Origin of the sequence: Pseudomonas sp. C27(2019), assembly GCF_008807395.1 — a bacterium.
Taxonomy (GTDB): domain Bacteria; phylum Pseudomonadota; class Gammaproteobacteria; order Pseudomonadales; family Pseudomonadaceae; genus Denitrificimonas.
The window spans coordinates 950,340-973,940 of record NZ_CP043320.1 but is presented as its reverse complement, the minus strand read 5'-3'; the positions used below and the strand labels follow the sequence as shown (position 1 = coordinate 973,940).

Annotated in this window: 22 protein-coding genes; 10 read left to right on the top strand and 12 right to left on the bottom strand. The window is 49.0% G+C overall.

Annotated features, from left to right (window positions below; all coding sequences use genetic code 11):
* Window positions 1-70 precede the first annotated feature (70 nt).
* The 6 genes from tilS to dapA all read right to left on the bottom strand — a co-directional run bounded on the left by tilS (window position 71) and on the right by dapA (window position 9,093).
* On the bottom strand, window positions 71-1,396 hold the full coding sequence (tilS, locus tag FXF61_RS04530; protein ID WP_151184138.1) for a tRNA lysidine(34) synthetase TilS: 1,326 nt from the start codon (window positions 1,394-1,396) through the stop codon (window positions 71-73).
* Window positions 1,397-1,476: 80 nt separating this feature from the next.
* Window positions 1,477-2,427, bottom strand: coding sequence for an acetyl-CoA carboxylase carboxyl transferase subunit alpha (gene accA / locus FXF61_RS04525; RefSeq protein WP_151184137.1), 951 nt, complete (start codon window positions 2,425-2,427; stop codon window positions 1,477-1,479).
* Between the two features lie 139 nt (window positions 2,428-2,566).
* On the bottom strand, window positions 2,567-6,085 hold the full coding sequence (gene dnaE / locus FXF61_RS04520; RefSeq protein ID WP_151184136.1) for a DNA polymerase III subunit alpha: 3,519 nt from the start codon (window positions 6,083-6,085) through the stop codon (window positions 2,567-2,569).
* 65 nt (window positions 6,086-6,150) lie between these two features.
* On the bottom strand, window positions 6,151-7,020 hold the full coding sequence (locus FXF61_RS04515; protein WP_151184135.1) for a phosphoribosylaminoimidazolesuccinocarboxamide synthase: 870 nt from the start codon (window positions 7,018-7,020) through the stop codon (window positions 6,151-6,153).
* A 75-nt stretch (window positions 7,021-7,095) separates the two neighbouring features.
* The gene (gene bamC / locus FXF61_RS04510) at window positions 7,096-8,196 is read right to left on the bottom strand and encodes an outer membrane protein assembly factor BamC (protein ID WP_151184134.1); all 1,101 of its coding nucleotides are present in this window, start codon (window positions 8,194-8,196) and stop codon (window positions 7,096-7,098) included.
* Between the two features lie 18 nt (window positions 8,197-8,214).
* Entirely contained in the window at window positions 8,215-9,093 is an 879-nt protein-coding gene (gene dapA / locus FXF61_RS04505) for a 4-hydroxy-tetrahydrodipicolinate synthase (RefSeq protein ID WP_151184133.1), read from the bottom strand.
* Window positions 9,094-9,258: 165 nt separating this feature from the next.
* Here dapA and FXF61_RS04500 point away from each other — a divergent pair, with 165 nt between their 5' ends.
* Both FXF61_RS04500 and FXF61_RS04495 read left to right on the top strand, forming a co-directional pair.
* A complete protein-coding gene (locus tag FXF61_RS04500) occupies window positions 9,259-9,816 on the top strand; it encodes a glycine cleavage system protein R (RefSeq protein WP_151184132.1) in 558 nt (185 codons plus the stop codon).
* 29 nt (window positions 9,817-9,845) lie between these two features.
* Window positions 9,846-10,313 carry a peroxiredoxin gene (locus FXF61_RS04495; RefSeq protein ID WP_151184131.1) on the top strand — a complete coding sequence of 156 codons (468 nt, stop codon included), beginning with the start codon at window positions 9,846-9,848 and terminating at the stop codon, window positions 10,311-10,313.
* On the opposite strand, the gene FXF61_RS04490 is transcribed toward FXF61_RS04495, so the two are convergent.
* A complete protein-coding gene (locus FXF61_RS04490; protein ID WP_151184130.1) occupies window positions 10,310-10,555 on the bottom strand; it encodes a sulfurtransferase TusA family protein in 246 nt (81 codons plus the stop codon). The genes FXF61_RS04495 and FXF61_RS04490 overlap by 4 nt on opposite strands.
* Window positions 10,556-10,692: 137 nt before the next feature.
* Here FXF61_RS04490 and FXF61_RS04485 point away from each other — a divergent pair, with 137 nt between their 5' ends.
* Window positions 10,693-12,129: a M48 family metalloprotease gene (locus FXF61_RS04485; RefSeq protein WP_151184129.1), complete on the top strand. Its 1,437-nt coding sequence runs from the start codon at window positions 10,693-10,695 to the stop codon at window positions 12,127-12,129.
* A gap of 414 nt (window positions 12,130-12,543) precedes the next feature.
* Here FXF61_RS04485 and FXF61_RS04480 read toward each other — a convergent pair whose 3' ends face one another.
* The 4 genes from FXF61_RS04480 to purU form a co-directional block, all read right to left on the bottom strand.
* Window positions 12,544-12,738: a hypothetical protein gene (locus FXF61_RS04480; protein ID WP_151184128.1), complete on the bottom strand. Its 195-nt coding sequence runs from the start codon at window positions 12,736-12,738 to the stop codon at window positions 12,544-12,546.
* Window positions 12,739-12,751: 13 nt separating this feature from the next.
* Window positions 12,752-12,916 carry a hypothetical protein gene (locus FXF61_RS14865; protein WP_178087264.1) on the bottom strand — a complete coding sequence of 55 codons (165 nt, stop codon included), beginning with the start codon at window positions 12,914-12,916 and terminating at the stop codon, window positions 12,752-12,754.
* Between the two features lie 201 nt (window positions 12,917-13,117).
* Entirely contained in the window at window positions 13,118-13,309 is a 192-nt protein-coding gene (locus FXF61_RS04475) for a hypothetical protein (RefSeq protein ID WP_151184127.1), read from the bottom strand.
* Between the two features lie 77 nt (window positions 13,310-13,386).
* Window positions 13,387-14,238 carry a formyltetrahydrofolate deformylase gene (gene purU / locus FXF61_RS04470; RefSeq protein ID WP_151184126.1) on the bottom strand — a complete coding sequence of 284 codons (852 nt, stop codon included), beginning with the start codon at window positions 14,236-14,238 and terminating at the stop codon, window positions 13,387-13,389.
* Window positions 14,239-14,741: 503 nt separating this feature from the next.
* Here purU and mvaT point away from each other — a divergent pair.
* Window positions 14,742-15,110, top strand: coding sequence for a histone-like nucleoid-structuring protein MvaT (gene mvaT, locus FXF61_RS04465; RefSeq protein ID WP_151184125.1), 369 nt, complete (start codon window positions 14,742-14,744; stop codon window positions 15,108-15,110).
* 111 nt (window positions 15,111-15,221) lie between these two features.
* Here the strand turns inward: mvaT and sbcB are convergent, their stop codons facing one another.
* Entirely contained in the window at window positions 15,222-16,649 is a 1,428-nt protein-coding gene (gene sbcB, locus FXF61_RS04460; protein ID WP_151184124.1) for an exodeoxyribonuclease I, read from the bottom strand.
* 290 nt (window positions 16,650-16,939) lie between these two features.
* On the opposite strand from sbcB, the gene FXF61_RS04455 reads away from it, so the two are divergent.
* The 6 genes from FXF61_RS04455 to FXF61_RS04430 all read left to right on the top strand — a co-directional run bounded on the left by FXF61_RS04455 (window position 16,940) and on the right by FXF61_RS04430 (window position 23,599).
* The gene (locus tag FXF61_RS04455) at window positions 16,940-17,887 is read left to right on the top strand and encodes an IS5 family transposase (protein ID WP_151183349.1); all 948 of its coding nucleotides are present in this window, start codon (window positions 16,940-16,942) and stop codon (window positions 17,885-17,887) included.
* A gap of 257 nt (window positions 17,888-18,144) precedes the next feature.
* The gene (locus FXF61_RS04450) at window positions 18,145-18,810 is read left to right on the top strand and encodes an RDD family protein (protein WP_151186008.1); all 666 of its coding nucleotides are present in this window, start codon (window positions 18,145-18,147) and stop codon (window positions 18,808-18,810) included.
* A complete protein-coding gene (locus FXF61_RS04445) occupies window positions 18,807-19,784 on the top strand; it encodes a stage II sporulation protein M (protein ID WP_151184123.1) in 978 nt (325 codons plus the stop codon). The genes FXF61_RS04450 and FXF61_RS04445 overlap by 4 nt, the downstream gene beginning before the upstream one ends.
* The gene (locus tag FXF61_RS04440; RefSeq protein WP_151184122.1) at window positions 19,774-21,312 is read left to right on the top strand and encodes a DUF4129 domain-containing protein; all 1,539 of its coding nucleotides are present in this window, start codon (window positions 19,774-19,776) and stop codon (window positions 21,310-21,312) included. The genes FXF61_RS04445 and FXF61_RS04440 overlap by 11 nt, the downstream gene beginning before the upstream one ends.
* Window positions 21,309-22,475 carry a DUF4350 domain-containing protein gene (locus FXF61_RS04435; RefSeq protein WP_151184121.1) on the top strand — a complete coding sequence of 389 codons (1,167 nt, stop codon included), beginning with the start codon at window positions 21,309-21,311 and terminating at the stop codon, window positions 22,473-22,475. The genes FXF61_RS04440 and FXF61_RS04435 overlap by 4 nt, the downstream gene beginning before the upstream one ends.
* A complete protein-coding gene (locus FXF61_RS04430; protein WP_151184120.1) occupies window positions 22,472-23,599 on the top strand; it encodes a MoxR family ATPase in 1,128 nt (375 codons plus the stop codon). Before FXF61_RS04435 ends, FXF61_RS04430 begins: the two co-directional genes overlap by 4 nt.
* Window positions 23,600-23,601 lie beyond the last annotated feature (2 nt).

Here is a 23,601-nt window from a genome sequence, read left to right as displayed (position 1 = left end):
CCAAGAAAACACTAAAAAGCATATTTTGTCGTGCAATTCGACCTGCGTTAACATCGCACGCCGTATCAAGCTAAATTTCATGGGCTAATTGATGCTCGACTGCTGCAGGAACTTGCCATGTTACGCGCAAATGCTTTATGTCCGGATGATTCAAGGCCGGCACATTGGCCAAAGCAACGGGTTGCTCGGCAACAAACAACAAGGGTAAGCGTGCACGTATAAATTGCGGAATAGCCTGCTCTTGCAGGAGCCGCTTCAGATCTCTATGACCTCGATCCACTATAAAAAAGCGCTCCCCACCTTGTCGATAGCGAACCTGCAATGGCACGCTGACATCACCACTGATCAGTAAAACACCATTATCAGGCAGCGGATAACACCCAGCACAATTTACAGTTAAATTTAAGTCAGGGGGTGGCTGCAGCCAAAATTCAGCCAGCCAGTAGATCTGATTTTGACTGCGCACCAGCGCCCCACTGTGTAAACGCCAAAGCGGCTGCGCATCCGTCTGTGCGTCACGCAAGGATTCCCAACCGGCCCAATGCGCGGCATCTGGCAATAAGGTGAAAGGTGCAAGCCAGTAACGTAAGAGGTTCTTTTGCCGAACTAAGGTTAATTCTCGCAATTTCTCTAAATTCAGGCACGGCAAGATCAACCAATCTAAGCCAGAGTCACCCTGCACACGCTGCAGATCTTCATAGGCCAAATCATCCAGTAACTGCTGCGCTTCATGCATATGCTCTGCGGTACGCTGCAAGCTGTGCTGCATCGTTGGCCAACGCGATTTCAATGCAGGTATCACTTGGCGGCGTAGATAATTACGGTCAAAACTATCGGTGACATTAGTCGGGTCTTCAATCCAAACCAGCTGATGCTGTTTGGCATACTGCAACAACTGTTGCTGACTGATAGTCAACAGCGGTCGCAGTACATGCCCCTGCGCTAAAGGCCGCGCCACGGGGATACCACGCAAGCCTGCAACACCGGTGCCGCGCATTAAGCGAAACAGCAAGGTTTCAGCTTGATCATCTTGATGCTGCGCCATCATCAGCACTTCATCGGCCTGCAGATGCTGGGCAAAAGCCGCATAGCGCGCCTCACGTGCCGCCTGTTCGACACTGGCTACCGGTGCCACGCTGACGCGCACAATGCTAAGCGGCACCTGCAGCGCATCACAGACTTGCTGACAATGCTCAGGCCAAGACTGAGCCGCCTCTTGTAAACCATGATGGATATAAATTGCCCGCAGCGCGGGCAAAGCGTGCTGCTGAGCCAATTGCGTTAAGGTATAAAGCAGCACTGTCGAATCCATGCCGCCGGAAAAAGCGACACAAAAGCGCTGCGCATGAGACCATGGCTGCACTGCATTAAGTACGATTTTTTCAAGCTCTAGCATAGGAGACAGCCTTGTGTGACAGGCTGTAAGGCGCACCCAGAAGTAAACCTAGGACACGCCATAGTGTGCCGCCTTGGCAATTAAGCGATACCAAAGCCCATTAGCTTTTCATAGCGACGCGCTAACAATTCATCGGTATCCAACGACAACAATTCATCCAGTTGCACCGCCAATGCCTCACGGATCGATTCAGCTGTAGTCTGCACATCACGGTGCGCACCACCCAGCGGCTCGGCAATCACCTGATCAACAATTTTCAAACCTTGTAAGCGTTCTGCGGTGATACCCATAGCTTCCGCGGCTTCCGCAGCTTTATCAGATGTTTTCCACAAAATTGAAGCACAGCCTTCCGGTGAAATTACCGCATAGGTTGAGTATTGCAGCATATTTAAACGGTCACAAACACCAATGGCCAAGGCACCACCAGAACCACCCTCACCAATCACAGTTGAGATAATCGGCGTTTTCAAGCGCGACATAACACGCAGGTTCCAAGCGATGGCTTCACTTTGTCCACGTTCTTCAGCATCAATGCCGGGGTACGCACCTGGCGTATCAATAAAAGTAAGAATCGGCATTTTAAAACGCTCAGCCAATTCCATTAAACGACAGGCTTTGCGGTAGCCTTCAGGGCGCGGCATACCGAAGTTACGGCGTACTTTCTCACGTACTTCACGGCCTTTTTGATGACCAATCACCATCACTGGCTTGTCATTAAAGCGGGCAATACCACCAACGATCGCCGCATCATCAGAGAAATGACGATCACCATGCAACTCTTCAAACTCGGTAAACAAATGTTCAATGTAGTCTAGCGTATAAGGGCGCTGTGGATGGCGTGCCATACGCGCTATTTGCCAACTGTTTAGATTGGCAAAAATACTTTTGGTTTGCGCATTACTTTTTTCTTGTAGGCGCGCAACTTCATCGCCAATATTTAAATCATTGTCATTACCTACCAGACGTAACTCTTCAATTTTCGCCTGAAGATCGGCAATGGGCTGTTCAAAATCCAAAAAACTAGGGTTCATCAGGGGCATCCATTTTTTCTGTTACGGCGGTTAGGCCGTGCTGCAATGTTTAAGATTTGCACGATACTCTGTGCGCAAACCACCAAATCTGTTGTATAGCAGAGTCTGCTCGACTCGACGCCGCATTGGCGCACTGATGCTAACGGTAGTGCAAAAAGACGTTATCACGACCCAGCAAGTCACGTAATGCCTGAATCAGGTCGTCAGTCGGCTCAACTTTCCACTCTGGGGAAAACTCTAACAGCGCTTTAGCTGTTTGCCCGTTATAGTTTACTGTCAACGGACATGCACCTTTATACTGCAATAGTAATGCTTTTAGTTGTGTTAGGCTGTCCCGACTTAAGTCTGTCACAGACAGATTCAAGCGTAAACTTTGCGCCAGACTGGTGCGTGCTTCTTCGAGACTCATCACCCGTTTCGCGCGCAAGCGTAAGCCACCAGAAAAATCATCATGGCTGACCTCACCCTCTACCACAACCAAAGCATCTGTCTGTAGCAGCGCTTGCGCCTGATTAAAAGCTTCGGCAAACAGTGACGCTTCAATACGCGCCGAACGGTCATCTAGGGTAATGAACCCCATTTTATCGCCTTTCTTATTGCGCATAACTCGTAAATTGATAATTAAGCCAGCCACCGTCTGAGTATCACGCGAGGGCCTTAAGTCAATGATGCGCTGACGTGCGAAACGCCGTACTTCGCCTTCATACTCATCAATCGGATGTCCGGTCAAGTACAAGCCTAAGGTGTCTTTTTCGCCCTTTAAACGCTCTTTAAGCGTCAACTCGCGCGCAGCATGGTACTGCGCATACAAATCGATCTCTTCACTAGCGAAGATGTCGCCAAATAAATCCATATGTCCGCTGTCACGATTGCGTGCGGCTTGATCAGCGGTTTGAATTGCCTCTTCCATTGCCGCTAACAGCACTGCGCGGTTTCGATCAATATTGGCGTGGTATTTATCAATCTGATCAGAAAAATACGGCCCCATGCGATCGAGCGCACCACTGCGCACTAGCGCATCAAGGGTGCGTTTATTGATTCGCTTAAGATCCATACGCGCACAGAAATCAAACAAATCAGTAAATGGCTGATCACCACGGGCACTGACAATGGCTTCAACAGGCCCTTCACCCACACCTTTAATCGCACCCAAGCCATACACCACATGGCCCTCATCGTTTACGGTAAATTTATATTCGGACTGATTAACATCTGGCGCCATAATGCGCAGTTTCATATTGCGGCATTCTTCAACCAGTATCACCACCTTATCGGTGTTATCCATATCTGCCGAGAGCACGGCCGCCATAAATTGCGGTGGATAATGCTGCTTAAGCCAAGCCGTTTGGTAGGACACCAAGCCATAAGCAGCCGAGTGAGATTTGTTAAAACCATAGCCAGCAAATTTCTCAACCAGATCAAAAATATTACCGGCAAGGTCGGCGTCAATATTGTTAGCTTTACAGCCTTCAATAAAGCCACCACGCTGTTTAGCCATTTCTTCCGGCTGTTTTTTACCCATGGCGCGGCGCAGCATATCTGCTTCACCTAATGAGTAGCCGGCCATTACTTGGGCAATTTGCATAACCTGTTCTTGGTACAAAATAATGCCGTAGGTCGGCTGCAGAACAGGCACTAAACCGTCATATTGGTAATCAGTGTGCGGATAAGCTAATTCAGCACGGCCATGCTTACGATTGATAAAGTCATCAACCATGCCCGACTGCAAAGGCCCAGGCCGAAACAAGGCCACCAATGCAATAAGGTCTTCAAGGCAGTCTGGTTTGAGCTTTTTAATCAGCTCTTTCATGCCGCGCGACTCAAGCTGGAACACCGCTGTGGTTTCCGCACGCTGCAGCATTTGATAGGTTGCTTTGTCATCCAGCGGGATAAAGTCGATATCCAGCGGTGGCTCATCCTGTTTGGCGCGGTCGCGATTAATGTTTTCCAGCGCCCATTTAATAATGGTTAAGGTGCGCAGCCCCAAGAAGTCAAACTTAACCAGTCCAGCCGACTCAACATCATCCTTGTCGTACTGGGTTACTAAGCCGCCGCCTTCTTCATCACAGGAAATCGGTGAGAAGTCAGTCAGTTTAGTCGGCGCAATAACAACACCGCCGGCGTGCTTACCGGTACCACGCGTAATCCCTTCCAGCTTAAGCGCCATCTCCCAGATTTCAGCAGCTTCTTCATCAACGGCTAAGAAATCACGCAGCGCTTCTTCAGCCTCAAAGGCTTTACCAAGAGTCATGCCCACTTCAAAGGGAATCATTTTCGACAAACGATCGGCCAAACCATAAGCCTTGCCCTGCACTCGCGCGACGTCGCGTACCACTGCTTTAGCCGCCATGGTACCGAAGGTAATAATTTGACTAACTGCTTCACGGCCATACATGTTGGCCACATACTCAATCACCCGATCACGGCCGTCCATACAGAAGTCGACGTCAAAGTCAGGCATGGAAACCCGTTCAGGGTTTAGAAAACGCTCGAACAGCAAGTCATACTGCAAAGGATCAAGGTTGGTAATGTGCAACACATAGGCGACCAAACTACCAGCACCCGAACCCCGCCCCGGCCCCACCGGTACTCCATTGTTTTTCGCCCAGTGGATAAAATCCATAACAATCAAAAAGTAACCTGGAAAACCCATTTGGATAATAATATCCAACTCAAAGTTTAAACGGTCATCGTACACTTGGCGCTGCGCTGCGTAGTCTGGCGTGTCTTTGGGTAAGGTTACCGATAAACGCTCTTCCAACCCTTCAAAAGACACGTGGCGCAGATAATCAGCAATGGTCATGCCTTCGGGCACAGGGAAATCAGGCAAAAAGTGCGTCCCCAATTGCACTTCAATGTTGCAGCGTTTGGCGATCTCTACACTATTGCGCAGCGCTTCTGGAATATCAGCAAACAGCTCCGCCATTTCTTCTGGTGTTTTTAGATACTGCTGATCGGAATAGGTGCGCGGCCTACGCGGATCATCCAGCACGCGCCCCTCACCAATACACACCCGGGTTTCGTGTGCAGAAAAGTCATCTTGCTTTAAAAAGCGCACATCATTGGTGGCCACCACCGGCACACCCGTTCGCGCTGCTAAAGTAACAGCTGCATGCACATGTTCTTCATCATTGGGGCGCGCAGTACGCTGCAGCTCTAAATAAAAACGGTTTGTAAAAACTGCCTGCCACTCAGCAACAAGCTGCTCGGCTTTGGTTACTTCACCGGCTAGCAGCGCTAAGCCTATTTCGCCTTCTTTCGCGCCAGATAAGGCAATCAAGCCTTCAGCGGCCTGCTTCACCCAATCGCGCTTAATAATGGCTAAGCCATTGTGCTGCCCTTGGGTAAACCCTAGGGAGATGAGCTCTGTCAGGTTGCGGTAGCCTTTAGGCGTCATCACCAATAGCGTCATACGCGTCAGTGGGCCGTCTTCCTGCGCACTGGCCAGCCAAATATCAGCACCACAAATAGGCTTTACACCACCTTTTTGTGCGCTGGTATAAAACTTAATCAGCGAGCTCATATTGCTTTGATCGGTCACCGCCACAGCCGGCATGCCTGCATCACCGACTGCTTTAATCAAAGGTTTGATGCGCACTAAGCCATCCACCAATGAAAACTCGCTGTGCACACGCAAATGAACAAATGAAGCCGACATGGAGCAACCTTTTCAACAAATAAAGAGCAACTTAAAACACGTTAAGCTATTGGCGCATAACTGAATTATTGGGTTAAACGCTGCAATGCTTCGCGATATTTATCCGCAGTTTTTTGCGCCACATCATCGGGTATTGCCGGTGCTGGCGGCTCTTTGTTCCAACCGCTGTTTTCTAGCCAGTCACGCACGAATTGTTTATCAAAACTCGGCGGATTGCTGCCCACTTGATAGCTGTCTGCTGGCCAAAAACGACTGGAATCTGGCGTTAACACTTCATCCATCAAGGTTAACGTGCCGTCACTGTCCAAACCAAATTCAAACTTGGTATCGGCAATAATGATGCCGCGCGTGGCGGCGTACTCAACCGCCGCTCGATACAACGCCAATGACGCATCACGTACCTGATTAGCTAGCTCTTCGCCTATTATCTCGACGCATTGAGCAAAACTGATATTTTCATCATGATCACCCACTTCAGCTTTGGTTGACGGAGTGAAAATAGGCTCGGGTAGCTTCTGCGCTTCTTGTAAGCCGGCCGGCAGTTGAATACCGCAAACAGTTCCGCTGCGCTGATACTCTTTCCAACCTGAGCCAGCTAAATAGCCGCGCACAATGGCTTCTACAGCAACAGGTTTGAGGCGCTTAGCCACCACTGCTCGACCTGCAACCAGCGGCAGTTCTTGCGCGCTGACCACATCGCTGACCTGATCACCGGTGAAATGATTGGGGATAATGTGCTCAAGTTTGTTAAACCAAAAGTTAGAAATCTCGGTGAGAATCTTGCCTTTGTCTGGAATGGGCTGCTCTAAAATCACATCGAATGCAGACAGGCGATCACTGGCGACCATCAGCATGCGCTGCGCATCAATTTCATACAGATCACGCACTTTGCCTGAGTACAGTTTTTTTAGGCTCAGTTGAGGCTGCTTGCTCATTGCAAAAATCCTATGGTTAGAAACGCAGCAGGCGAAATCTAAGTTTCGCCTGCTGCGTTATTGAGGGGCAATGCTTTATTCTAAGTGGCTACGCACTTGCTCTAAAATACGCTCTGTCACATCGGCAGGCGCCAAGGTATCGAGGTCGCGCTCGACACTGACAAACACCTGCTGTCGGATGGTTGTCAGACGTAAAATATAACGTTCGGCACTGACTGTTTCTGGCTTGGGCTTTTTCGAGCTGAACACACGCTTAAAGAAACCTGGTTCTTCTTTTTGCGCACGCTGCGCTAAATCAATGTAGTACAAACCGGTACTGCGGTTAATGTCATCAACACGAATATCAGCTGCGCTTAAAGCGCGACCGATGCTCGACCAGGCACGGTCAAAGGTTGCATCTAGACGTAAAACTTTAACGCCATTACCACTATCAAGCACAACAACACGTTTTGGCGTGTCGTAGGTTTTGCTGGCTAACAAGGAAAATGAATCACCTTTTTCATTGCTCTGCGCTAAGTAATTGTTGAGCTCGCTGAGCAATTCGCCAGCGGATGCTGCAGTCGTTGTACTAGCACTCCAGGCTGTATCCTCTGCGCTTGTGCTACTGCGCTGCGCTTGATCAATAAAGACTTCACTGCTGTTGCGCTGCACGCCAGGCTCAATGCGTACGCGAAAACGCGTTTGCAGGTCGCTCGCTGCACTGCCCCAGACTTGGCGTACTAAACCGGCATTTAACTCGCTCAGCGCTTGCCACTCAGTAGTGAACTCGCCTAAGTGCGGGCGCTCGTTCGCAATTTTAAAACCGTTTTGCTCAAAAAACTGCTGTGCGGCGGGCCACACCTGAGCAGGAATACGCTGCGCAACAACCCAGCTCAGTGGGCCGCTTTTTTGCACACTGAATTCACCAATAAAGGCGCTGGCCGGTAATGGTTGCGGGCGCGGAACAGTATATTCAGCAGTCGGCGCAGCAGAAGCGATGCGGTGCGGTATGGGCAGCAGCGGGTCAAGCGGCTTCGCTTGCACACCTTCAGGCAGCTGCATTGCCGGTGTGGGACGCGCTTCAAGATAATCACCGCCGCGGTCGCGGAAGTAACCATCTTTACCTATTAACCAACCACAACCTGTCAAACTGCTTGCAGTAACCGCTAACACACATATTCCAGCAAATCGCTTCATGCGTTTTAAAACCTCAGATTAGTTCAGAATGCCGGACTGACGCATGGCCTGGCGTAAAGTGTCATGGTACTGCTCGCTGAACACTGTCAACGGTAAGCGTATACCTTCTTGGATCAAGCCCATCTCGTACAGCGCCCATTTCACGGGGATCGGATTGGCTTCTAAAAATAAATTTACATGCAGGGGCATCAACTTATCATTCATCGCTTTAGCTGTAACGGCATCGCCAGCCATCGCTGTTTTGCATAAATCATGCATCGCACGTGGCGCAATATTAGCGGTCACAGAAATATTACCCTTGCCGCCGGCCAGCATCAGCTCATAGGCCGTTGCATCATCACCTGAGTACACATAAAAATCACTGGGTACACGGGCAATAATATCTTTAGCGCGCGCGATATTGCCGGTGGCTTCTTTGATACCAACAATATTGGGTACTGCAGATAAACGCACCACCGTATCAGCCAACATATCGCAGACTGTACGTCCCGGTACGTTATACAGAATTTGCGGGATCGCAACGGCCTCAGCAATATGTTTAAAGTGCTGATACAAGCCTTCTTGGGTCGGTTTATTGTAATAGGGTGTAACCAATAGACAGGCATCTGCCCCCACACTCTTCGCATTAGCTGTCAACTCAACAGCTTCGCGCGTGCAGTTAGCTCCAGTTCCAGCAATCACCGGGATACGACCCTTGACCTGGTCCACCACACGCTTGATAACCTCAACGTGCTCTTTAACATTTAATGTTGCTGACTCACCCGTTGTACCGACAACGACTAAAGCGTCGGTACCTTCTTGTATGTGAAAATCCACCAGCCGAGTTAATGCTTGCCAATCAAGTGCGCCTTGCGCATCCATGGGCGTTACTATTGCGACCATACTGCCCGAAATCATGCAACCGCTCCTGCCTAAATATAATTGTTGAGCAATATTACTGATGCCCTTCAGCTTGCACAAGCATTGCTCGCGTCTTTCACCATTCCACTTGCCACCTCTTTTCGTTACTCTAGTGCGCTTAGAAGCGTAAACCACGCTCAAACCCTGTTTCAGGAATACTGAATGTCTGTACAACCTTTACGCGAACAATACGTCCTAATCAGCGCAACAGGTCGCGACCCGCTTGAGCTGACCAACGTTATTTGCCGTGCCTGTCAAGAAAACCGCTGCTCTATGATCAGTAGCCGCTTAACCCGTCACGGTCAGTACAGCGTACTTATTGTTCAAGCTGGCGGCACTTGGGATGCTTTAGCACGCCTTGAAGGCAGTTTACCGGTGTTGGCTAAACGCCATGATCTGCAACTGACCCACACCCGCAGTGAAGATGATGCAGCGCGTGCGCAAGCATTACCTTATATTGTTTATGTCAGTGCATTGTATCGTCCCGATATTCTCGCGGAGCTGTGTCAGTTTTTTGCTGATCACCAGATTGGCTTAGAAAACATCACCTACGATACCTATCAAGCGCCGCAAACAGACACCACCATGCTCAACGCCACTATTACTGTCACTTTACTGGCCAGTACGCAAATCAACTGGCTGCGCGATCAGTTTCTAGACTTTGCTGATTCACTCAACCTCGATGCATTGATCGAGCCTTGGCGCCCACAAACACCTTAACTCTCATTCTTTAATGCTCAGGAGCCACCATGCTTAATCAACCGGTGAATAACTTTACTGCCACTGCCACCAGCGAGACCAAAGTGCAGTTAACTGATTTAGCTGGGCAGCAAGTGCTGCTGTATTTTTACCCAAAGGACAACACCCCAGGCTGCACCACTGAAAGCCAAGATTTTAGAGACCTGCATGATCAGTTTGCTGCAGCAAATACTGTTGTATTCGGCGTTTCACGCGACAGCATGCGCACCCATGAAAATTTTAAAGCCAAACACAGTTTTCCCTTTGAGCTGATCAGCGATACCGAAGAAACACTGTGCAAGCAGTTCGATGTGATCAAAGAGAAAAACACCTTCGGCAAGAAGCACTTTGGCATTGAACGCAGCACCTTCTTAATTGATAGCAAAGGCGTATTACGTCACGAGTGGCGTAAAGTTAAAGTTGCTGGTCACGCCGCTGAAGTACTCGAGGCTGCACAGACGCTTAACACCAGCAATTAACATTCCTTACGCAGCCAATAGGTAAACACAGCCTGCTCAACAGTTTCGTGCAGCAGGCTATGCCCAGCAAGCTGTGCAAACGAGCGAAAGTCACGCTGCGAGCCAGCATCTGTCGCTAACACCTTTAAAACAGCGCCAACTGGCATGCTATTGAGTGCCAACTTTGCTTTTAATAGAGGCATTGGACAAGCTAAATGACAGGCATCTAGCTCTACATCATGCTGCTGGGTTAGTTCACTCATTTAAAAACACCACCTTTGTATCGAACATTAAGTCTCAAGCAAGGTCTAAATTAGGCTGTTAATGATTTGCGCCCCCCTTGCCCCCTTACCGCGCGCATTGTAGCGTATACCAATAATTATTCTGCAAAGAGAGTGCTATGAGGTTCTTCCGTCCTGCTCTATTGGTACTGGCCTGCGTTATTGCTCAACCCACTTTCGCTTTTAATTTACCCTCTTTGGGTGACTCCAGCTCGTCCATTATTTCCCCTGAGCAGGAGCATCAGTTAGGCCGAGCCTGGCTGAGTATCTTACGCGGGCAAGTACGCCAGCTTGAAGATCCTCTGCTCAAAGATTATGTTGAAAGCAGTGTGTACCGCATTGCAGAAAGCAGCCAGCTGACCGATCGTCGCCTTGAGTTTATTATTTTAGCCAGTCCAGAACTCAACGCATTTGCCGCTCCTGGCGGTATTATCGGTGTTAACGGCGGCCTTTTATTACATGCACAAACAGAAGCTGAATACGCTTCAGTTATAGCGCATGAGTTGGCCCACTTATCACAACGCCACTATGCACGCGGCCTTGAAGCACAAAAGCGTATGCAAGTGCCCTTTATGGCTGCCATGCTTGCCGGTGTGATTGCAGCAGCAGCCGGTGGCGGCGACGTTGGTATGGCAGCCATTCTGTCAACCCAAGCAGCAGCCATTCAAGAGCAGCGTCGTTTCTCTAGACAGAACGAACAAGAAGCTGACCGCATTGGCTTACTGAATTTACACAAGGCAGGTTTCGACCCGCGCGCCATGCCAACTTTATTTGAGCGCCTGATGCGTCAATACCGTTTCGATAGTATGCCGCCAGAATTTTTACTGACACACCCCGTTTCTGAATCACGGATCGCCGATACTCGCAACCGCGCTGAACAATATGTCAATGGCGAAGGCATCCTTGATAGCCTGTATTACCAGCTGATTCGTGCGCGTTTGCAGCTCACCTTTGAAGGCACCTCTGGCTTAGCACTCAAGCGTTTTCGTAACCAACTTGAGCAAGACCCAAAGCTTGACCCTGCGCGCTACGGGCTGGTTTTAGCCTTAACTCGCAGCAGCCAACTGGATGAGGCGCAAACTCACCTAGATCAATTACTGACAAAAAAACCTGACAGCATTATTTACAATTTAGCTGCAGTTGATTTAGAAATCAGCCGCAGTCAATTCAAGCAAGCCAATGCCCGCGTCGATAAACTATTGCAGCGCCACCCCACTAACTTTCCATTGCTTAGTGCAAAATATGAAGTCCAACTCAAACAAAAAGACATCGCTGGCGCTGAAAAAACCATTAACCAGCTGCTTAAACAGCGCCCTAATGATCCAGATATTTGGTTTGAAGTGGCTGAAATACGTGGTTTAGCCAATGATATTATTGGTTTACATGAAGCGCGCGCCGAGTTTTTCTCAAGGGTGGGTGACTACACGCAAGCCATTGAACAGCTTGACTACGCTAGACGCCGCGCCAGCAATAATTTCCCCCGCGCTGCCCGCATTGATGCCCGCCAACAGACGCTAATTAACGAAGAGCAGGCGATCAAAAAAATGCTGAATTAAGTAGTTACTGTGCGGTGTTGTTGGAGGATGCGGTGTATGCCGTACTTCGGGATGGGTGTTTTTCCGTTAGTTTTTAACAACTCATGTGTGGCATACCGTACTTCAGGTAGGTGTTTGTTCGTTAGCTTTTAATAGTGTGTGCGTAGCATAACGTGCCCCGGGGTAGGTGTTTTTCCGTTAGTTTTTAACAACTCATGTGTGGCATATCGTACTTCGGAATTGGTGTTTATCCGTCGATGAACCCATCCTGGGTTCAACTCCGGCGCTCACCATCCCTGGCTCGCTTGTCACACCAACCCCGAAGTACTCGTTGATCAAAGGCGTTGTTAGCACGATTGATATAAGACTCGTCTGTTTCTGCAAACGTTTAAATCAACTGTGTGAATTGTTGTTTCACTTTCGCCATTCACAATACTAAAAATGGGCAAACACACTCTCTATTAGCACGACACTCTGCTTCAAAAGAGCCATGCTACACACTTGAAAACCATACCGATGATCAGTAGCAGTGTGTGGGTGTTGTGACAAGCGAAGCCAAGGATGGCGCAGCGCCCGCATCACGCCAGGAAGGCGTGTTAAGGGAAGAACAACACCTGCACGCTGCAACATGCACAGATCATGCTCAATGCTCTTGCTTCAAAAGAGCCATACTACAGACTTGAAAACCATACCGATGATCAGTAGCAGTGTGCGGGTGTTGTGGCGAGCGAAGCCAGGGATGGCGTAGCGCCCGCATCACGCCAGGATGGCGTGTTAAGGGAAGAACAACACCTGCACGCTGCAACATGCACAGATCATGCTCAATGCTTTTGCTTCAAAAGAGCCATACGACAGACTTGAAAACCATACCGATGATCAGTAGCAGTGTGTGGGTGTTGTGGCAAGCGAAGCCAGGGATGGCGCAGCGCCCGCATCACGCCAGGAAGGCGTGTTAAGGGGATAACAACACTTGCACGCTGCGTTATGCACAGAAACTACATCATTGAAGTTATGACTTACTCAGCACAGGATTATGCTCAACAAGCAATTGCTGGCGAAATTGTTCAGCAGCAGAAAAATCAGCGCCTTGCTGATCATTTAGCGCGTCGGGATCAAAACGGCTTAAGCAGCCCTCACCTACTCTCGCTAACGGCTGCACCGTTGCTTGCAGGATTGGCTGCTGTTCATCATCGCCACTCATAAACCCTCCCCGAATCCTGCTTTTGAACGTTTACAACTACACATCCCGTTATATACGAGCGTTACAACGTGCTCTAATTAATCAAAAACAACGGTTTTATTATCATGAATCAAAACACGGTCCTCTAAGTGGTAGCGCAAGCCGCGCGCCAAAGCCATTTTCTCTACATCTTTACCGTTACGCACCATATCTTCAATGCTATCGCGATGGCTGACTCGCACCACATCCTGCTCGATAATCGGCCCCGCATCCAACTCTTGAGTCACATAGTGACAGGTTGCACCAATCAGTTTCACACCGCGCAAAGCGGCTTGATGGTAGGGCTTAGCGCCAACAAATGAAGGTAAAAAACTGTGGTGAATATTGATCACTCGACCGTGGTACTTCTCACACAACTCTGGCGGCAAAATTTGCATATAACGCGCCAACACCACGCAATCCGCCTCATGCTCATCAATTAAGCGGCTGACTTCAGCAAACGCTGGCTCTTTATCTTTTGGGTCAACTGGCACGTGATAAAACGGAATACCATGCCACTCGACCATACTGCGTAAATCATCATGGTTCGCAATCACACAAGGAATCTCACAATCCAGTTCGTTACGGTGCCAGCGATGCAGCAAGTCAGCTAAGCAATGTGATTCACGACTGGCCATCAAAACCACACGTTTTTTAACGTTTGAATCGGTCACTTGCCACGTCATCGAAAACTCATTTGCAATCGGTGTGAAGGCCTGTTTAAAACCGTCCAAATCAAAGGGTAAAGATGCAGCACGAATTTCATGACGCATAAAAAACCAGCCGCTCTGCTCATCAGCGTGATGACTTGCCTGATGAATCCAGCCATTATATGTCGCTAAAAAATTACTGACCTTGGCAACAATACCCACGCGATCCGGGCAAGCAATAATAAGGCGAAACGTGTGCATGCAAAACTCCAAACAAATAAAGATTTCTTGGTAAAAGAATATGCCGCATTCTACCGCCCCGCAGCGCTTACGTCAGCAAAGCAATGCATCCTTGCATGCAAGCACAAAATATATGTGCTCAAGTACGCTGTTTAACCAAAAGCCAGCGAGCTGCGCACAATTAACAGTTATATCCATTGTCCTAATTATTTTATATAAAAAGCTTATATTAAAAAATAAAAGCCTTCTAATATTCAAAATCTCGCTTCTTGTAGTGGTCAACTAAAATCAAACCAGTAAGTATACTTGTGCGCATATTCACACTCACATCTGTTTACACTTACTATTCTTTACATACTGTGAGCATAGGTTTATCATTCTTTCCATATTAAGGGGTCTCAAAATAGCTTTACATACTATTTGAGGCACTGGAGATTTATAGAGTTTCACTGGCTGACTAGTGACATGGACACGCTCAACAATCCTTAATTTATTAATACTCTCATTCAAATAGGATTTTCCAAATGTCATTGATTAATGAATTTCGCGAAACAAAAGAACGCATTAAAGAATTAGAAACACGCCTTGCGAGTCTCTCGCAAGATACCAAGCTGCAAAAAGAACTAGAGTTTGAAGAAAAGCTACGTGCACTGATGGCTGAATACAACAAATCACTGCGCGACATCACTTTAATTATTGACCCTCAGGCAGCGCGCGACACTGCAGGTAAAGCACCTACTCGTACACGCAGCCCACGCAAAACCAAGCGTTACGATAACCCGCATACAGGTGATGTGATTGAAACCAAAGGTGGCAACCACAAAACGCTTAAAGAGTGGAAAGCTAAATGGGGCGGCGACACTGTTGAGTCTTGGGTTACTATTATTGACTAAATAACAGCGCTGCTAACCCCTTCAACTGAGTTTTTCAGTTAATAAAATGCCCTGTTTTCACAAACAGGGCATTTTTTGTTTGCGCTTAATAAACCAAGCGAACGAGCAGTTCTACACTTGATACTGTTGGCGTAATGTTTGCACATAATCATACCAAGCCCGTACCGCTGGCTGCGTTTGCTGCTCTGTCGGCAACTGAGCATAGGCATTTAGATAATCAGTTATATTAAGCGGCGCACCTGCTAACTCACCACTTAACCGCGCTCGACAAAACGCCTGCCACTGCTGTAGCTCAGTATTATTTAATGTATGTGGATAGTTACGGCCGCGATAGCGAAACAACAGTTCAGGCAAACGTGGATCATCAAACGGCCAACGCTCAGGTGTTAATTGCTCTGGAGCCACGCCACGCAATTGATCACAGAGTTTCCGATCGCGTGGCGCTAAAAAACCACTGTACAACTGTTGTTCTGGGTCTTGCTCAGCAAACTCACGCTGTTCGCTATAAACTGCATTGAGTTTATTCTTCCATTCTTGCTCACCGAGCTCTTGGAGCACCTGATAATTCGCCTGCCAGTGCGCATGATCAAAGGCCAAGCGCTGAGTGTCTTCTTCACGCATCACTGAGAGCGGAGCTAACACAGGGCTTTTATTGATGTGAACCAATTTCAATGGTATCGGCAGCTCGCCATCAGCCAGCTCGTCATGACGCCTATACAAGCGCGCTTTAATGGCTTCAGCATCCATTTCTAGTAGCGGCGTTACATTTGCATGCAAATCACAAACAATCAATGCATTGCGATTGCTTGGATGCCATGCCAACGGTAATACAGGCGCAAGACAGTAGCGCTCGACGGAAAACATACCTGAAACATGCAATATCGGCTGCATCAAACGCACGCGATCAAGCACTGCATTTTTACGCCGCAAACCGTATAAATAGTTAAATAACTTAGGCTGTCGTTCACGCACTAAACGTGCGGCAGCAATGGTTGCCCGTACATCCGCTAGGGCATCATGGGCTTGGCCATGAGCAATAGTATTGGCTGCGGTAAAATTCTCTAACTTAAAACTGGTGCGACCGTCTTGCTGTGGCCAATTGATACCTTCAGGACGTAACGCCCAAGTGCAACGCAGCACATCCAGTAAATCCCAGCGACTATTACCACCCTGCCACTCTCGCGCATACGGATCATAGAAGTTGCGGTACAAGGTAGCGCGGGTCATTTCATCATCGAAACGCAAGTTGTTAAAGCCAGCACTGCAGGTATTGGGCACCATCATCTGCTGCTGCAGTTGCTCAATAAAATCAACTTCAAGCAAACCTTGCGCCTGTAAAATATCTGGCCCGATTCCGGTGACTACAGTGGCCATCGGGTGCGGCAAAATATCCTCAGCCAGCTGACAGTAGATATTAAGCGGCTCGCCTATTTCTTCGAGCTGCTCATTGGTGCGAATCCCTGCGACCTGCATCGGCCGGTCGCTGTGCGGCGCAATGCCGGTGGTTTCAAAGTCATACCAAAAAATACTTGCTGTCACTGAGTGAGCTCCTTATTGCACAGTCAATATCAAAAACACCCCAACAGCTCACGCTTTTACGCAACCTTGCTTGCAGAGCTGCAGCTGAATGGTTACTGTTCCTGATCTATTAGATAAAGCATACGCACTGCATGAGCCAATGGCACCCTGCAGTTACTCAAGCTTCACTATAGTCATTCAATACCATATTGCTCAGTACGTTTTTATTTAACCTAGGGAGCCTCTGAATAACTCCCCACTTTTTGCGATAATAGCCGCATCGACCTTTTTTTTGCCCAGTGAGCCGAATCATGAGCCAACTGACCTTTGCCGAAGCAGAGTACCAGAACAAAAAGCGTAAGACGCGTCGTGAGATTTTCTTGGAAAAAATGGATGCCATTATTCCTTGGAAGCGCTTGGAGAATCGCGCCGCTAAGCATTACCCAAAAGGTGAAATGGGGCGTCCCCCTTATCCGCTCAGTGTGATGCTGCGTGTGCATTGCTTGCAGTTGTTCTACAACCTTAGCGATCCTGCTCTGGAAGATTCGCTGTATGAAATTGAATCAATACGCCGCTTTGCAGGATTGCGTTTGTCAGACAATATTCCTGATGAAACAACGATTTTAAACTTCCGTCACTTCCTTGAAAAGCATGGGCTGGGCAAGCTATTTCTGAAGGAAATTAACAAGCACTTGCAGCATCAAGGCTTGCTGTTTCGCGAAGGCACCATTGTGGATGCCAGCATTATTTCCGCACCGAGCTCAACGAAAAATCAAAGCCGCAAGCGCGACCCAGAAATGCATTCCAGCAAGAAAGGCAACCAATGGCACTTTGGCATGAAGATGCATATCGGCGTGGATGATGTCACAGGTATGATTCATAGCGTGGAAAGTACGGCTGCCAATGTGCACGACGTAACCATGACTGCAAGCCTTCTACATGGCGAAGAAAAGCGTGTATTTGGTGATGCTGGATACCTAGGTGTTGAAAAACGCAGGGAAAACAAAGAGCGCAAAAATCTTGCCTGGCTGATCAGTGCTCGAATCAGTAAGCGTAAAACCATGACCGAAAATGAGCAGGAAATTGAAAAAATGAAAGCCAAGCTACGCGCTAAAGTTGAGCATCCGTTTCGCTACATCAAGTGCGTATTTGGCTATAACAAAGTCCGTTACAAAGGGCTTGATAAAAACCATAACCGTTTATGCCTGCTAGCAGGACTAACGAACCTCATGATCAGCAGAAAATACTTGCTGGCTTAGGGTTAGTGCGCCCTTAATCCGCCAAAACGGCGAATTAAGGGCTAAAAGAGGTGGTTTTACCTCGAAAACGGCCTTTTTTAGCTGTTTTTTTGAGTTTTCGAGTCATTTTCTGAAAAGCTCAATAATAAGCTGAGATTTTCAGAGGCTCCCTAGACGCACTTATACTGCGGCTACATTTAACTTTACATATTGACAGTCTTTTGAATAATCAATCTTACCCAGAGCACTCAGACACTCGCACACGCCTAGATACACTTATGTATCTAGAAACGCCTGAAGGCATTGAGCTGCCGCTGCGACCGGCCGGCTTGCCTGTGCGCGTCTTAGCCTTTGTCATCGATTTACTCCTGCGTGCGGCCTTATTAGCATTAACTGGCGCAGCATGGCTGTATTTAGGTAAGTTCGGTTCAGGCTTGGCCTCAATCACCGCCTTTATGTTGCTGTGGTGGTATATGGTGTTATTTGAAGTATTTAATCAAGGCCGCACACCAGGCAAGCAGCTGCTGGGGCTACAAGTCATCCACAGCGATGGCACACCGGTTGGCTGGGCCGGCTCGCTGACGCGTAACCTACTGCGGGTCGTTGATTTGTTACCATTTGCTTACTGCGTTGGCATACTCAGCATCTTAAGCAATGCCAACTTTCAAAGGCTTGGTGATTTAGCGGCCGGCACCCTTGTCGTCTATCAAGGGCGCCCATCTACGCGTCTGCTGATGCCTGATGTCAGCGCCTGCCCAGCACCGATACCCCTGACACTCGCCGAGCAGCAAGCAATTATAGGTTTTAGCGAGCGCCAGCAACGGTTATCTACACAACGAAGCGAAGAGTTAGCCGCCATTATAGCCCCCGCCTTACAGGTCCCCCCAGTGCAGGCGGTAACACGGCTGCACAGTATCGCTCGCGGCATTGTGGGACAGGTATGAAACAAGCGCGCTTTGAAAAACTGCACCAAGCCTCTTGGGATGCATTTGCTGAAAAAGTACAGGCGCTGCACAGTGGTAAAACGCAACCTGAGCACAGCACAGGCTTTAATCAAGACTATCGGCGCATCTGTCAGCATCTGGCTTTGGCCAAACAACGCGGTTATAGCGCACCATTACTAGAGCAACTGCAACAGCTAGCACTGCAAGGCCACCAGCAATTTTACCGTCATAAAAGCCCAATTTTAGCGCAGCTATTGATTTTTATTGTGATCGATTTTCCATCAACGGTGCGCCAGCAATGGCGTTGTGTGGCGCTCTCTGCTGGGCTATTTTTTGGCAGCTTTGCACTCATGGCTATTTTAACTGGGCTCTTTCCGGACTTAATTTACAGCCTGCTCAGCCCCTCGCAAGTGGCCAATATGGAAAACATGTATGACCCAGCCCAGCGCCAGATTGGCCCAATGAGTATGCGTAATCACCAAGATGACTGGGTGATGTTTGGCTTTTACATCATGAACAACATCGGCATTGCCTTTCAAACCTTTGCCAGCGGCTTAGTTTTTGGCCTAGGCAGCGCCTTCTTTTTACTGTTTAACGGCTTAAATATTGGTGCTATTGCCGGCCACTTAACCCGAATCGGCTACAGCGACACCTTTTGGCCGTTTGTGATTGGCCATGGTGCTTTCGAGCTCACTGCCATTGTGATTGCCGGTGCTGCTGGGCTGAAACTCGGTGCTGCGCTGATTGCCCCAGGCCCGAGGCGTCGAGCAGCAGCCCTGCGCGCGGCGGCCAGCGTCAGTATTAAGCTGGTCGGTGGTGCTGTTGTGTTCCTGTTGTTGGCTGCGTTTATTGAAGCCTATTGGTCATCAAACAGTAGCATTGCTGTACCGATAAAAATCGCCGTGGGCAGCGCTTTGTGGTTACTGGTTGCCCTTTATCTATTTGCTTCAGGGCGGGCGCGCCATGCAGCTTAATAGAGCCCAAACCGTACTACGCTCACGCAATCCATGGGAAGCGATGGATCTAGGTATTGTGCTTGCGCGACGCCATGCCGGTTTATTGATGGCGACTTGGGCAGTTATTACCGTGCCGCTGTTTCTTATCTTAACCCTAATTTTTTGGCAATACCCATCGGTAGCGGTACTGATCATTTGGTGGCTTAAACCCGCCTTTGAGCGTTTGCCTTTGTATATTTTGTCCAATGCTCTGTTTGATAATACCCCGAGCTTTAAGCAAAGCCTTAAGGCATGGCCAGCGCTACTGAAGCCACAATTATTAGCCAGCTTAACTTGGCGCAGGCTGAGTATGACGCGCAGCTTTGACTTACCGGTGCAGCAATTAGAAGGTATTGGCGGTGCAGAGCGCCAGCAGCGCTTGGTCACCTTAGGCCGTCAATACACCCGCGCACCCACCTGGCTAACTATTATCGGCCTGCATATCGAAATGGCGTTATGGTTGGGTTTAATTGCTTTATTGTATTTACTGATCCCCGCACAATTGCAAACAGACTGGAGCTGGGCCAAGCTGCTTGAAATCACTCAGCATCAATGGTTATGGGCCGAACACCTAAGCAATTTTTTGTATGTTTTGGTTTTAATTGTTTGGCAGCCAATCTATGTGGCCTGCGGTTTTACCCTGTACCTCAATCGCCGCACAGAGCTAGAGGCCTGGGATATTGAACTGGTCTTTCGTGCCTTAGCACAACGACTCAAGAACAGCGCCGCATTGGTAGTGATCCTAGTATTGTGCGCTCTACCCTACAGCCAGCCAGCTTTCGCCGAAGTTCAGCAAGCCACTAGCAACCATTACGATGAATTGGGCGTTACTGAGCCGCGTCTGCTCAAACAAATGCTCAGCAGCGAGCAAGCGCAACAGAGCATCACCAACCTGCTCGATCAGCCACCCTTTCAAAATTATAAAACTGTTACAAACTGGCGCTTTGGTGACGTTAATCAAACACAGCGCACACCAAGCGCATTTTCCACGCCAGCATGGCTAGACGGTCTACTGACGCAGCTCTCATTTGGTTTACAAGCCCTGCTCTGGGCTGTTGTTCTGCTGCTCAGCGCGGTCATTGTGTGGCGTTATCGGCAATGGCTTAAAACATTCGGCCAGCAACTGTTACCACGTAAAAAACACCAGCATGCAGCGCCAACTACACTGCTGGGGCTTGAAATCAGTGCTGCAAGCCTACCCGATGACGTGGTTGTAACAGCACAAGCACTCTGGACCCGTGACCCGCGTGCGGCTTTAAGCTTACTCTACCGCGGCTTACTCCATCACTTAGTCGAAGTACAGGCACTGCCATTAACCGCCGCGCATACTGAAGGCGACGTTGTAGCGCTGACTCAAACATCACCTGAAGCACTGCAACGCTATACACAGCAACTGACTTTACACTGGCAAAATCTAGCCTGGGGGCAGCGCTTACTGCCACACAGCGAGTTCGCCAATCTGTGCGCACAATGGCAGCAACTGCAACAGCAGGAACGCACTGTATGAAGCGCTATGCTCTATTTATCATTGCAGGGCTCCTGTTGCTTGCTTTAGGCGTATGGCTCAGTCAAAAAATAACCCGTTATGAAGAACGTATTAAGTTGGGTGCAAGCCCCGAAGCACGCAGCAACACTTATTTAGCCATGGATTATTTTTTAGCTGAGCAAGGTATCACAGTGTTATGGCGCCCTAGCTTAGCGCGATTGCCGACGCCAAATGCGGGTCAAGACACGCTGATTCTGCTCAGCAGCGATGCAGCATTGATCAATCAGCAACAAACAATGCTTTTGCATTGGGTAGCACAAGGCGGGCATTTGATTGTTTCGGCACAGCATGAGCCACTCAATAACACTGAGCCGTCTTTACTGGCCAACTTAGGCATTAAAAAACAAAACGCAGCGAACTTAGATCCTCCTGAGCCCAGCACAGAAAACATCCAAAAAAATAAGACAACACAGCCCAAAGACAATCTGACGCGCTTGTATCTTGAAAACGAACAATCACCAGCCTACTTAGCCTTAGATACGCAGATCCATTTACAGGACAATGACAACCGTGCTCATGCCTGGGCCAACAGCCATGGCGCTACACACTTATTGCAACTGAGCCATGGTCAAGGACTGATTACCGTACTCAATGACTTTAAGCTGTGGCAACACAATCAAATCGGCAAATATGACCATGCATGGCTGCTTTGGTATTTAAGTCAAGACACGCAAGTGACCCTATTTAATCCACCGGCACAGCAAGGGTTATTAAGGCTACTCTGGCAGTACTATGCGATCGCCTGTGTTGTGTTGCTGGTTTTGCTATTGCTTGGCGCATGGTCGGCTGCACCACGCTTTGCACCGATTCTCAGCACCGTACAACACTCACGTCGCCAACTGGCTGAACATTTACAAGCCGGTGCGCAGTTTAACTTACGTTACAACGGCCAACGCAGCCTTCTGCTGGCCTTACAAAAGGATATCAAGCAACGTGCACAGCGACGTTTTCCCAGCTTTACCCAGCTTGCCGTTGCTGAGCAATGGCGCATTTTACAACAGCTGAGCAGACAGCCGATGACTTTGATTTCACAATCGATGCGCCCGCCTGCAGCGCAAAAACTCTCTGCGCAGGCGTTTACCCAGCAGGTGGCACGCTTACAACAATTAAGGAATGCACTATGAGTCAAAGCCCTTCAGATCAAGAATTAAATGCCAATCAAGTAGCAGCCAATCCTGCTGTGCCGAGTGATACTGATCCTGCAGATGCTGGCAACCCGGCGACTGAAACCCCTCTCAGCACGCCAACAGCCCAGAGCACAGAAAAACCACACGCAAACAAAGCCGAGCAACAACGCGCGCGCGCCAGCCGTTTACTGCAAGCAGTGCGTGATGAACTAGAGAAAGCGCTGATTGGCCAAACGGCCATCGTCGACGGCGTACTCTGTACATTAATAGCTTCTGGCCATGTCCTCATAGAAGGCGTGCCTGGACTGGGGAAAACGCTGTTAGTGCGCGCTATTGCACAATGTTTTAGCGGCCAATTTAATCGCATTCAATTCACCCCTGATTTAATGCCCAGCGATGTCACTGGGCACGCCATCTACGACCTGCAAAGTGAACAATTTAAATTGCGCAGAGGCCCAGCCTTTACTAACTTGCTGCTCGCCGACGAAATCAACCGCGCGCCAGCTAAAACGCAAGCGGCGTTATTGGAAGTGATGCAAGAGCGCAGCATCACCCTTGAAGGCCGCTCGCTGGCGGTACCGCAGCCCTTTATGGTGCTGGCCACACAAAACCCGATTGAGCAAGAAGGCACCTATCCATTACCCGAGGCCGAGCTTGATCGCTTTATGGTGAAGCTGCACATTGATTACCCTAAAGAGCACGAAGAACAACGCTTAGTGCGTGCGGTGACACGCTCGGCGCAAGCCGACATGCTCGACAGCACACCCTTGCGCGTACTCTTGCAGCCGCGTGATGTGTTGGCCATACAACAGATTGCCAGCGCCTTACCGGTGGACGATCAGGTGCTAAATTATGCCGTTAGCTTAGTACGCATGACCCGTCAATGGCCAGGCCTTAGCAGCGGAGCTGGGCCACGCGCATCCATTGATTTAGTTCGCTATGCGCGCGCCTGTGCATTGCTCAATGGTCATGCGTTTGTCACACCCGATGACATCAAGCACTCTGCGTTAAATGTCTTACGTCATCGCGTGCACTTGTCTGCTGAGCTAGACATTGAAGGCATGCAGGTTGATCAGGTGTTACAACAAATGCTTAATCATGTTGCTGCACCACGTCAATGATG